The following is a 12,896-nucleotide window of genomic DNA, read 5'->3' on the forward strand; positions in this document are numbered from 1 at the left end:
TTAAAATAGATACTCGAACATACTTTAAAACGGTTTTTTTAATGTAGAAACGTCCACTTCCGCTTCTTGCTATAAAAGAAGCGAATATCGTGCCAAACTCAGCCTGACACACAGCCTGTTTTTGTAAACTCTTCTATTCTAACAGAGAAGTCGCCCAGAATGTTTTACTGAAGCTATTTATTACAACGTCACGAATGGGGAATTGTGGACATATATGGGGAATTTTTCTACAGATACCGTTCCACAGCCTGGCCCACAACAACACCCGCCTGCCGGATCACTTCAAATAAAAGCCGCTTCCAACCTTCGTCTGTCAGTGCCTCGTCGTTCTTCTCAAGGATTCTCAGTTGGGCTACCAAATCGGAAGCTCCCAACATGGTGAAAAGCGGGATTAGCTTATGGGAGATTTTGGCAGCCTGTGCACGGTCGGTCTTCTCCAAAGCTTGTTGTAGCAACGAAACGCTCTTGTTCGTCTCCTCGGCAAAAGTCCGGATAATGGAAGCGGAAGCTTCTTTGTCTTCGCCAGCAAAAGCAGTAAGCGAATCAAAATTGAATTCAGGCGACACCTCGGCTTGTATATCCGCTTGCAACAGGTTATTCAACAAAGCGATCAACTGCTTAGCCGTGAAAGGCTTATTTAGGAATCCGGTAAAACCGACTTCCAAATAATGTGTATTCTCGTTTTCCACACTGGCTGAAAGCGCGATGACAGGCACAGTATCTGTACCGGGGACACCCGACGAACGAATGACGTTAAGCAGGCCGTACCCATCCATGCCCGGCATCTGTATATCGGTTATGATCGCGTCGAAAGAACTATTACGCAAAATATCGACCACGGCAAACGGATTTGAACAACTGGTGACCTCCACATGGTTCCGTTTCAAAAACTCTTCCGTCAGTGCCAACTGCAACGGATCGTCATCGACCAGCAAACAAAAGATTTCGCGCCCTTCGAACCCCCCGGTCTCCGTTTCGTCTTCCTCCTCTATGGCAGGTGTGGCATGCAACGTCTGCACTTCCGATTCCCGCAAAGGCAGGACAATCGTAAAATCACTTCCTTTTCCCGGAACACTCTTTAGCGACAAGGTTCCTCCCATCAGTTCAATCAGCTTGCGGGTGATGGAAAGTCCGAGACCGAAACCTTCTTCCTTTTCGGTTCCCGACAGACGGGCAAACTCGCCGAAAATTTTTTCCTGTTCTTCTTCCGGAATCCCGACACCGGAGTCGGAGACAGTAATTGTCAATTGAGAATTGAGAATTGACAATTTGACTATCAAAACGATACGACCTTCATGAGTAAACTTGACAGCGTTAGACAATAGGTTGCTGACTATCTGGCGGAGGCGTATCGGATCACCTGAATAGATGCGATCCATCCCTTCCTCCTTCATATTCAGAACAAAAGCAAGTCCTTTCGCCTCGGCTATCGGGCGGAAGCTCCCGTATATTTCATTAAAAAGCGTACGTACGCTGAAAGGCACGTTCTGTATCTCCATCTGCCCCGATTCCAATCGATGAAAATCAAGCAAACCGTTCACCAGAGAAAGGATATGATTGGCCGATCCAGTCATATTTTCCAAATAATAACGTTGCCTTTCGTCCGGACGACGGCGCAGCAGCAGTTCTATATAACCGATTATGGACGAGAGCGGCGCACGGATATCGTGGCTGATCGTCAGCATCAACTTCTCCCGGCTATGGAGCAGGTCTTCAGCATATTGCTTGGCTTTCTCCAATTGCAGCCGATAATACTGGCTCCTGGAGATATCACGCGTGATCAGAATGATAAAGACCACCACGATAATCAGCGACAGGATAGCGATGCCGCCAATGAGATAAGAGGTTTCGCGCAGCACCTCCTGTTTCTTCACAACACGCTCCATCGACGCGTTCATCTCCTCTTCTTCTATATCGCGCAACATCTGGTTGATTCGGCTCGTGATGATGCTATTATTATAACGCAAGTTAGCGGCACGCTCTAAAAGCTGGTCGACAAGCTGTTTACGCTGATCGGCCACACTGTCCTGCAAATTTTTCAGGACCGTCACGATCGTGTCTGCCGGGTTGAAGGAATTCACCAACGTATCAGTCACGATCTGCCGGGTCGTATTCACGATAACAGTCGAATCCTCTTTAGGCGGTGAGAATGCATCGGCGAGCCGGCGGAAAAAGCCACGGTGCTTATGGGGCTGAGGAGTTTTCACGGAATCCTGGTGCACGATCACGCGCTCCTGTATTTCGACCTGCCGGATCATCGTATCTTGCCGGGCGATCACCTTCTCGATGTTTTGGGTATACAGATGTTCCGCGTTCGTCTCACGCCAGGTTTCCAACAGGCGGCGCGTGTTCCAACGCTTCTGCTCGATCAACATATCGATCGTGTCGATCTTGGGATATAGTGCGGGATTCGACACTAATGTACGCAAGGAATCCATATTCTGCAAAGCCTTGTTCAGCGTGCGGTTGAAATGCTTGATTTCCCCCTGTGGAAACCCGACCATTTGTCCGAGCGCTTCGCTTTCGTAGAGTAACGACAGAGTGTTGGTCACGAGATAAACCTTCTCCCTCGATTTGTTGTTCGGGTCGTCTTCGCCAGCAAACTGTTCGATAATGTTATAAATATAAACGACCGAACACACGGCTATCAGGATCAATAACAGGTATCCCAATATGACTTTACTTGTAATATGTCCATTCTGTGCGCTCATTAGTCTTTTCTATAAGCTATTTTCCATTTGTCCAACATAACGAAATCCGCTTTCTTCAATCCAACCTTCCAGAACGGGACAGGTTCGTCGTGATCACCGAGAAACATACGGTCACGAACGGCAAAAGCTGGGTTGGTCAGGGCCAGTGTGGAATCGGATACCGAAGTCCGGACACCGGCAATATCCAATACCGTATGGAACACACTGTTCGTGCTGACCGGATAAGCCCCGTGAGAGATCGCCATCCGGTATTTCTCCGGAAAAACGGTCCGATAATCGTCCGAGAACCAGATGATATACGGGATATGGAGCTGATAATAAGTCGGTATAGGCGAAGCATGCAGGTAACGAGCACGTGCATCATCGAAAATATCTTCTCCGTGATCGCTCAGATAAAGCATCGACGCACAAACCTCCTTCTTTTTCAACATGTCGACGATTTCTCCCAAAACATAATCCGTATAACGGATCGAATTGTCGTAAGCATTACGCAGTTCCTTCTTATAGGATTGGCGGATGCCTTCGGCCTTATCCGGCGTATAAATCCGGAACTCAGCCGGATAACGCTCATGATAATTGAAATGCGACCCGTATGTATGGAGGACGATAAACATATCCTCGTCCGATTTATCCAGTTCCTTTTCCAAATACGGCAAAAGGGCGGCATCATACAATGAGGTCAGATACGATCCGGTGTTGAACGTGCTCATATCGATAAACGTATCAGCCTCCCGGTAGAAAGCCCCGATCATCGAAGTAGTCAGTTTCTGATTGGCAATGACAAGCGTACGGAAACCTGCTTCCTTGAAAGCGGTAACGATGCTTTTCTCGTCATATATCACGCCATAGTTTTCCGCACTAGCGGCAGACAGGATGATCGGAACACTTTTGTGCGTATTGTTGGATTGCGTCACAACATCCGTAAAATGTATCAGACCATCGAGTCCTTCCATACGCGGAGTCGTATTGCGTTCATATCCATACAAGCTCCATTCCATAGCCCGCGAAGTCTCTCCCACCACAAGCACGTAAATCTCGCGCTTGCCATCCGCCTGTCCCGTCCGGACCGAGTTGAACCTGAAATCGGCAGAAGAGATGGAATAGTTGGCGTTTTTGTTCGATTTGGTAATCGCAAAATAGAGATTATAAAGCGCATTGACCGGATAAACATCGTTCTTGAGCGAGAAACTGTGCTTTTGCCAAGAAGGCAGGAAACAGAGCAGCACCCCCACTCCGAAAAGCCCCAAGCTTCTGGACGCCCACCGCTTGCGGAACACGGCGGTCAGCCTGTCTTTCATGCGGATTGAACGCGTGGCCAGCCACAAGGTAGGAAGCGTATAAAAGAAAAAGACGCAAACGATGACAAGAAAAATATTTCCTAATAATTCGCTTGCTTCGGAAGCATTCGAACTTGTCAGGTTCAAGAACATGTCCACGGCTATCACCGACTCGCCGAAAAGATACAACAGGACCAACTGGCCTCCGTCCAGTATGATTTTCGGCAACAGACACCAGACCACCACTCCGGGTTTACGCGCCAGCAGCAGAACTCCCATCCAGAACGCCAACGGCATGACGATAGAAGCAAGGCCCACCGGAACAGGTAAAGGCTCTGTGAACAGAAAAACACAGTTCGGAATGATGAAAAGCAAGCCGAACAAGAAATATAAGTGTTCCTGTGAAGATATCCAACGCAAAATATTAGTAAAGTACCTCATCGATTTTTGCCTAAAAAGCCTAATTTTATCAACTATTCTTATCACTATTCCACAACAGCACTGCTGTAACCGACAAAAATAAACGTTATCCATCACATACACATACAGAAGAAGCACAAAAAAAGTTATTTCAAGGTCTCCCGTAGAGGCGAGGTTCTACTCCGCCCATGAAAACAATGTCTGCCTTGCCCGATATCATTTCGTCAGCAAAACAGCCACTCCCCAGTTTAAATAGAAACGTTAAAAAATATCACCCGCTATAGTAATTCCAAATATATGGGGTACTAATCCGATTTACATGGGGTCGTAATGACATTTTGATATTTTAAAAATCATGCAAATGCTTTCAATAATCTTGCAATATGCCGGTAGCAGAACTTTGTTGCTTCCGACTATCGCTTTTTATTTTTAATTTCGGGCAACCGAAAAAGGGAAAGATTATTTAAAATCATCAATAATAATTAAGGTAAAGACAAAATGAAAAGACAAATCATGCTGCTATCGGCTTGTACGGTCGCTTTGCTGAGTGCTTGTTCGTCGAACACGCGTATCGCAAACGAAGTATATGCCCCTGCTGCCAAAAACGAATTACGGGCGCCGGCAACACCGCTGGTAACGATCGACCCGTACACCAGCGCCTGGTCGTTTGCCGACCGCCTGAACGAAGAAAGCGTGCGCCACTGGACCGGCCGTAACTTCCCGCTATTGGGAAGCCTGCGTGTAGACGGTGTTTCATACCGGTTCATGGGAGCGGACAAAGTAGAGGTGACGCCGGTTATCGGTACGGCGGCTTCCGGCTTATGGGAGGCGACCTACACATTCGAGCTGCCGGAGGGAGAATGGACCGCCGTCGATTACGAGACAAAAGGCTGGAAAACAGGCAAGGCGGCATTCGGGACAGACGATAATCCGTATCGCTCCACTCCCTGGCAAGACGGCGACATCTGGGTACGCCGCTCGTTCGACTGGCCTGAGGGGACGGATAAGGAAGATCTGTTCCTGCTATATTCGCACGACGACAACATCGAGTTGTACATCAACGGTAAGCAGGTGGCCGTAACCGGCAACGGGTTGGATTACGACCTGCTGAAGGAAATCCCGCAGGAAGTGGCCAACACGCTCAAACCGACGGGGAACATCCTGGCTGCCCACTGCCGCAACAACGGAGGAGGTGCATACGTGGACATGGGAATCATGAAGAAGGTAAAACGGGGAGACACGTTTGACAATAAAGCGGTCCAGACGGCGACCACCGTCATGCCGACACAGACGTACTATACGTTCGAATGCGGCCCTGTCGAACTGGATTTGATCTTCACTGCTCCGATGCTGATGGACGACCTGGAGGCCATGACCGCCCCGTACAATTATATCACGTATCAGGCCCGTTCGTTAGATGGTCGGACACACGAAGTCCAGTTATACCTCGAAGCGACCCCTCAATGGGCTGTAAACACGACAGATCAACCTGTCACCTTCGAAAAGATCGAAAAAGACGGGTATGTCTATCTAAAGACCGGCTCTGTCGACCAGGAAGTTTTGGGCAAGAAGGGAGACGACCTTCGCATCGACTGGGGCTATTTCTATCTTTCAGCCGCGCAATCTCCGGACGTGACAGTCGCCATTGACGAATATTACGCTGCCAAGAAAGCATTCATGGCCGACGGCAGACTGTCCGGCAAAGCGGAGAATGTGTCTCCGGATATGGAAAAACAGATGACGGTCCTCGCCTACTCCGACAACCTGGGCAAGGTAAACGAAAAGACCGTGTCAGGGCACTTGTTGATCGGATATGACGATCTGTATGCGATCCAGTATTTCAATGACAACCGGATGGCATACTGGAAGCACGACGGGCAGACGGACATTTTCGATGCCTTCGCCAAAGGCCAGAAAGAGTATGCCGGAATGATGAAACGGTGTGCGGACTTCGACGGACGCCTGATGCAGGAAACAGCGGCCGCCGGCGGACAAAAATATGCCGAGCTGTGCGCCCTGGCCTATCGCCAGGCCATTTCCGCCCATAAGTTAGTGACAGACAAGGAAGGCAACCTGCTATTCCTGTCGAAAGAGAATTTCAGCAACGGTTCGATCGGGACGGTCGATATCACCTACCCTTCGGCGCCGCTGTTCTTATGCTATAACCCCGAGCTCCTGAAGGGGATGATGAACCCGATCTTTTACTACAGCGAAAGTGGCAGATGGAACAAGCCTTTCCCCTCACACGATGTCGGCACGTATCCGCAGGCTAACGGACAGACCTACGGCGGCGATATGCCGGTCGAAGAATCCGGCAATATGCTGATCCTCGCAACGGCCATCGCGATAATCGAAGGAAATGCGGATTATGCGGCCAAACATTGGGATGTGTTGACAACCTGGGTCGATTATCTGAAGAAAGAAGGTCTCGACCCGGACAACCAGTTATGCACGGACGATTTCGCCGGTCATTTCGCTCACAACACCAACCTGTCCATCAAAGCGATCATGGGGATAGCCGGCTACGGCAAGATGGCCGGAATGTTGGGAAAGAGGGAAATAGCGGATTCTTATCTGGCGACAGCTCGTGAAATGGCTGGCAAATGGATTGCGATGGCAAAAGACGGGAATCACTATAAGCTGACCTTCGATAAGTCCGGTACATGGAGCCAGAAATATAATTTGGTTTGGGACCGCTTGTTAGATCTGAATATATTCCCTTCGGAAATAGCTGAAACAGAAACAGCTTACTACAAGACCAGACAAAACAAATATGGTCTGCCGCTGGACAACCGCGAAGATTATACCAAATCCGACTGGATTCTGTGGAGTGCCTGCCTGACCGGCAATACGGCCGATTTTGAAACGTTCATGCTTCCGGTCTGGAAATACGCCAACGAAACGACCTCACGCGTCCCGTTGAGCGACTGGCATTACACTTCTGACGGAACACAACGTGGATTCCAGGCCCGTTCAGTCGTCGGCGGCTACTATATGCGATTGCTGGAAAAACGGCTGAAGAAGTAATTATGATGGTAGCGTGTCGAAACTATCCTGTTCCCGCGCTTGACGCGGGATCGCATTAAAACCGGCCCTATAAAAATCTGATTGATAAGGTCTGTCCTTTTGCGTCCCCGCATCAAATGCGGGGATAAGGAGGTTTCGACACACTTCCATCATAATTCTCCTCACTTCCTCGCTACCTTCTGTATGATACCAAGAAACTCTTCATTCGTCATCCGGATATCCGGTTCCTTATAATTCACGTAATCTTCAAAATAATCGCTGGCGATATCTGCCACGATCTCAGAGCCGTCCAACCCGAAAGAACTCACCAACTTCTCCACCTTGCCACGAATCTGGCGGATCACCTGCAAGCGGTCTTCGTAACGGTCCGGTTTTTCCAGCTCCGTCACATGCTCGTTTCGGGCAATCAGATAAACGGTCGTATAAAACTTGTCCACATCTCCGAAAGCCGGGATAAACAGAGCTTTCTTTTCCTCTGGCAACGCAACCAGTGTTTCCTGAATTTTTGTCATTATTGTGTTTATTTTAATTGGTTGGCGAAGATAGTACATTCCGTTCATAGATAAAGTCTATCCCGCGATAAATAATATGCATTTCATTCTATGAACAAATTTCGAGCAGGGAATGTTAGAATAGTAGAAACAACATAAAACAGATTGATTATGCTTACATTATGTCTCAGTTTATTATTGTTGATAACAAATAATAGTAATAATAGTCAAATAACAGATAAAAAAGAAAAAGTTATGAAATTTGAATTAATCCAGTTACCCTATGCAGCCAACGCGCTGGAACCGGTTATAAGTAAAGAAACGATTGAGTTCCATCATGGCAAACATTTACAGACTTATGTAAATAACCTGAACAACCTCATTCAGGGAACCAAGTTCGAAAACGCTACATTAGAACAGATCGTGGCAGAATCCGACGGTGCTATCTTTAACAATGCTGGACAGACGCTTAATCATAATTTGTACTTCACCCAGTTCTCCCCCTATGGCGGTGGCAGACCGACCGGCGCCCTCGCCAAAGCGATCGACGCGACTTGGGGATCGTTCGAAAACTTCCAGAAAGAATTCGTAGCTGCAGGAACCGGTTTATTCGGTTCAGGATGGGTATGGCTGGCTAAAGATAAAGACGGAAAACTCTCAATTACCAAAGAAGCTAACGGTAGCAATCCGGTTGCTCACGGATTGAAACCGATTCTGGGATTCGATGTGTGGGAACATGCCTACTATTTGGATTACCGGAACCGCCGTCCCGATCATTTGAACGCTTTATGGAAAATCATCGATTGGGATACCGTTGGCAAAAGATATTAAAGCTCTTTAAACTCCAGATAAAAGCCGCCCGGCAACATACCGGACGGCTTTTTTATTTACAAAATGACTGGAACTCAAGCAATATAGTAATATTTCCAATTATAAGGGAAAAATGTTCAATAACGGAATGGAATAAATAGCATACCTTTGTTATATAATCAATAAACAAGAATATAAACCTCAATTAATAAGGAGAATAAACATGAAAGTACAAGAATTGACAAAAACGGAATTTCTGAAAAAAGTAGCGAACTACGAAGCCAGCCCCAACAAGTGGGTGTACAAAGGAGACAAACCTTGTATCGTGGATTTCTATGCCACCTGGTGCGGACCTTGTAAGATGGTCGCTCCTATCTTAGAAGAATTAGCAGAAGAATATGCCGGAAAAATCGATATTTATAAGGTAGATACGGAAAAAGAAGAGGGATTGGCCGCCTCTTTCGGTATCAGAAGTATTCCCTCCCTCCTTTTCTGCCCAATGAACGGGCAACCGCAGATGGCAAAAGGGGCAATGGGAAAGGCCGACTTCAAAAAAGCTATAAATGAGGTACTTTTGAAGAAAGAATAACAATATCCCAACATAAACAGAAAGCCCTCTCCGAGTTCCGAACAGAGTTCGGAGAGTTTTTAGAAAAAAATATTACACATTATGCCCCCAAACTATTGCATATTAAAAAATAATACGTACCTTTGCACCCGCAATCGAGAGAGATTGATACTGATAAAAAATGAATGCCTCTTTAGCTCAGTTGGCCAGAGCACGTGATTTGTAATCTCGGGGTCGTTGGTTCGAATCCGACAAGAGGCTCAAAAGGGCAGTTACCAGAGTGGCCAAATGGGGCTGACTGTAACTCAGCTGGCTTTCGCCTTCGGTGGTTCGAATCCATCACTGCCCACAAAAAAAAGACTTGAAAGGAAATCTTTCAGGTCTTTTTTGTTTTTATACTCATTTCATAGCCTCATAACTTTCATTCCATCCTTCACCTGAAAGGTTTCATTTTTGGGCAGGCGCAAATCATTTTCAACAGAATCTCGACCCCTTGGATTAAAATAAAAAAGTCTTTGATTCACAATGAACCAAAGACTTTTGTTTCTGGCGGTCCGGACGGTACTTTAACCTGCAATTTTACAAAATATCATAAACTTGTAACTATCTACTAATAAACAGCTTATTACAATTGGTATATATCGTAAAATATCACCTAAAATCTTTTGTTATCTCAATAATTGGGTGTATATTTGGGTGTTAATTTAATTACACCCGAATATGAATATCAAGAGAAACATCATCTTTTCTTTGGAAAGCCGGAAGAAGAACGGCGTACCAATCGTGGAGAATGTGCCTATCCGTATGCGTGTGATATTTGCCAGCCAGCGCATCGAGTTTACAACGGGCTACCGCATCGACGCAGCCAAATGGGACACAGACAAACAACGTGTAAAGCCGGGCTGCACCAACAAGCTGAAACAGAGCGCATCCGAAATCAATACCGACCTGCTGCGCTACTATACGGAAATACAGAACATCTTCAAGGAGTTTGAGGTTCAGGGAACCATGCCTACCACCGCACAAGTAAAGGAGGCTTTCAACAGCCTGCACAGCGAAAAGAGGGAGGAAGAACAGCAGAAACCCCTGACGTTCGCCCCTATGGAGGTATTCGGGGAGTTCATCAAGGAATGCGGGACACAGAACGGCTGGTCTGACGCCACTTATGAGAAGTTCGCCGCAGTGAGGAAACACCTTGAGAAGTTCGACAAGGAACTGACCTTCGAGGCACTGGACGAACCCAAGCTGACAAGCTATGTGAATTTCCTCAAGGACGTGGAAGGCTTGCGCAACACGTCCACCATGAAGCAGATAGCCTACCTGAAATGGTTCCTACGGTGGTGCACTAAGAAAGGGTACTGCATGAACAACGCCTACGAGAGCTTCAACCCGAAGCTGAAAAGCGTCCAAAAGAAGGTGATATTTCTCACATGGGAAGAACTGAACAAGCTGAAAGACTACAAAATACCCCCGACCAAGCAATATCTCGAACGGGTAAGGGACGTCTTTCTGTTCTGCTGTTTCAGCGGGCTGCGTTATTCGGACGTGTACAACCTCAAACGGAGCGACATTCGGGACGGGTATATAGAAATCACCACCGTAAAGACTGCCGACCGCCTTGTCATCGAACTGAACAACCACAGCAGGGCGATACTTGACAAATACAAGGACGTGGAGTTTGAAGGACACAAGACGCTCCCGGTTATCAGCAACCAAAAGATGAACAACTACCTGAAAGAACTGGGAGAACTTGCGGAAATCAACGAGCCGGTAAGCGAGACCTACTACAAGGGCAGCGAACGTATAGACACCATCACACCCAAATACGCGCTGTTGGGCACCCATGCCGGAAGACGGACATTCATCTGTAACGCTTTGGCATTGGGCATCCCCGCACAAGTGGTGATGAAATGGACGGGGCACAGCGACTACAAGGCGATGAAGCCCTACATAGACATAGCCGATGACGTGAAGGCGAACGCAATGAGCAAATTCAACCAACTGTAACTATCACACTATGGACGAAAGAATAACATCAATGATACCCCGCTACGGGAAACTCAACAAGATATACACCGAAATAATGTCCGGCGGCAGTTTCTCTTTTGAGAAGCAACAGTTCATTTCTGATTTTTATAGAGAGTACGGGGACACGCAGACCTTTGAAACCGCACTTATCAGCCTCATGCTTGAAGCGGACGCCGCGCACTTCTCCATATTGCTGAACAGTCTGAAATGGGAGATTGAGAGCAACATCTCGACTTACAGCGCCTGCAAGGAGTTTTTTGACCGTCTCGATACCGGATATGTCTGCCGACAGCATGAAGAGCGCTTCGACTGGAGCATCGACAGACAGATGAAAGTCACAAACGGATATTACCGGGAACTCATGGCAGCTAACGGCTCTTTGGAAGCAGTAGGTTTCAGGGAACACGACCGTCAGGAAGAGGAACTGCTGGAAAGAAGGTACGACCGGTGCAAACGGGAATACGACAAGGAGAAAGCCAAACTGGATGAACTGTACAGGCAGAAGGAGCAGGCAAGGCGGGAAGCCCTGCAATGCCTGCAAAACCGTTGCGGGGACATTTGCAGGCTGGGAGGCTCGCTATTGGCAATCCTTGATAAATACCTGACCGACCAAAAGAAAAAGGAAGAGGAAGAAAAGGAAATTCCCTCATCCGGTACCACCCCGGCAAGCCCACCCGCCTATTTCCCCATGCGACTGCTGTCAGCCATTTATGAGAAATGCAACGACAAACAGTTTGAAGCCGTTCCCGAAGCCGATTTCTACGCCGGAATGAACTTGCAGCCATGCAGGAACAGGCTGAAGATAAGACCGGGAGAAAAGGCGCGTGTATGCTACCTGATATTCCTCATGGGTGAGACCCTCTCCAATCAGGACAGAGAGAAGTGGAAGGATGAAATCATGAGATTGCTGGATATAGACATAAAATATTACAAATCCAAATACAAGGCACCCGTTCCCCGTACAGATTTAGCCAGTGACAGCAATCAGGAATTTGCCAAGGAAATGTGGTTAATATTCCGATAGCCGGTGATATGTCCCGACATTCCACGGCACGACCACTTTTACCACTCAAAATAATTTCTACTACTTTTTATTACTTGTTGATAATTAATGAGATAGCGTGACACCCCAATCACGCTATCCACATCCTTACCACCCATACCCGGAACTAACTTTGCACTGTTCGAACGAAATAAAAAGCCCATGCGCAGGGCTTACAGTACAAACGTTAATTCATTCTGACATGGAAATTAGAGACCTTTTATCAAAGCCCGTATGGCAGATGACGGGCGAAGAGTTCATATTCCTGAACCGACATGCCTTGCAGGGAAGCGAAACGAAGCCAGCCCAGCCAGCAGCCGACAAGGACAAGAAATACGTGTACGGGATAGGCGGCATAGCCCGTCTGTTCGGGTGCAGCATACCCACTGCAAACCGCATTAAGAAAAGTGGGAGGATAGACAGAGCCATTACGCAGATAGGGCGCAAAATCATCGTCGATGCGGACATGGCACTGGAACTGGCAGGACGTAAAAGCGGGGGACGCAGATAGGGAGGTGCCAT

9 protein-coding genes and 2 tRNA genes are annotated in these 12,896 nt (G+C 47.4%); 8 read left to right on the forward strand and 3 right to left on the reverse strand.

Annotation, left to right across the window (positions count from 1 at the left end):
• Positions 1–227 precede the first annotated feature (227 nt).
• Positions 228–2,711 (reverse strand): ATP-binding protein, encoded by a 2,484-nt coding sequence (locus KTG12_RS10230; protein ID WP_138273242.1) that lies wholly within the window; start codon positions 2,709–2,711, stop codon positions 228–230.
• The gene (locus KTG12_RS10235; RefSeq protein ID WP_138273243.1) at positions 2,711–4,429 is read right to left on the reverse strand and encodes a phosphoethanolamine transferase; all 1,719 of its coding nucleotides are present in this window, start codon (positions 4,427–4,429) and stop codon (positions 2,711–2,713) included. Before KTG12_RS10235 ends, KTG12_RS10230 begins: the two co-directional genes overlap by 1 nt.
• A 477-nt stretch (positions 4,430–4,906) precedes the next feature.
• On the opposite strand from KTG12_RS10235, the gene KTG12_RS10240 reads away from it, so the two are divergent.
• Complete coding sequence (locus KTG12_RS10240; RefSeq protein ID WP_046452304.1) at positions 4,907–7,435, forward strand: glutaminase domain-containing protein; 2,529 nt, start codon at positions 4,907–4,909, stop codon at positions 7,433–7,435.
• A 161-nt stretch (positions 7,436–7,596) separates the two neighbouring features.
• On the opposite strand, the gene KTG12_RS10245 is transcribed toward KTG12_RS10240, so the two are convergent.
• A complete protein-coding gene (locus tag KTG12_RS10245; RefSeq protein WP_022322249.1) occupies positions 7,597–7,947 on the reverse strand; it encodes a hypothetical protein in 351 nt (116 codons plus the stop codon).
• Between the two features lie 150 nt (positions 7,948–8,097).
• Between KTG12_RS10245 and KTG12_RS10250 the strand changes: the two genes are divergently transcribed.
• The 7 genes from KTG12_RS10250 to KTG12_RS10280 all read left to right on the forward strand — a co-directional run bounded on the left by KTG12_RS10250 (position 8,098) and on the right by KTG12_RS10280 (position 12,885).
• Complete coding sequence (locus tag KTG12_RS10250; protein WP_005639364.1) at positions 8,098–8,757, forward strand: superoxide dismutase; 660 nt, start codon at positions 8,098–8,100, stop codon at positions 8,755–8,757.
• Between the two features lie 154 nt (positions 8,758–8,911).
• Complete coding sequence (gene trxA / locus KTG12_RS10255; RefSeq protein ID WP_370686463.1) at positions 8,912–9,325, forward strand: thioredoxin; 414 nt, start codon at positions 8,912–8,914, stop codon at positions 9,323–9,325.
• A gap of 166 nt (positions 9,326–9,491) precedes the next feature.
• Positions 9,492–9,565: transfer RNA gene (locus tag KTG12_RS10260), tRNA-Thr, on the forward strand.
• A 5-nt stretch (positions 9,566–9,570) separates the two neighbouring features.
• A tRNA-Tyr gene (locus KTG12_RS10265) sits at positions 9,571–9,653 on the forward strand.
• Positions 9,654–10,024: 371 nt separating this feature from the next.
• Positions 10,025–11,311, forward strand: a complete 1,287-nt coding sequence (locus tag KTG12_RS10270) for a site-specific integrase (protein ID WP_216945429.1) — start codon at positions 10,025–10,027, stop codon at positions 11,309–11,311.
• Between the two features lie 10 nt (positions 11,312–11,321).
• Positions 11,322–12,356, forward strand: a complete 1,035-nt coding sequence (locus tag KTG12_RS10275) for a hypothetical protein (protein ID WP_216945430.1) — start codon at positions 11,322–11,324, stop codon at positions 12,354–12,356.
• Between the two features lie 220 nt (positions 12,357–12,576).
• Positions 12,577–12,885 (forward strand): DUF3853 family protein, encoded by a 309-nt coding sequence (locus KTG12_RS10280; protein ID WP_007759946.1) that lies wholly within the window; start codon positions 12,577–12,579, stop codon positions 12,883–12,885.
• Positions 12,886–12,896: the final 11 nt, after the last annotated feature.

The sequence above is a fragment of the Parabacteroides sp. MSK.9.14 genome (assembly GCF_019041495.1).
GTDB lineage: Bacteria > Bacteroidota > Bacteroidia > Bacteroidales > Tannerellaceae > Parabacteroides > Parabacteroides merdae.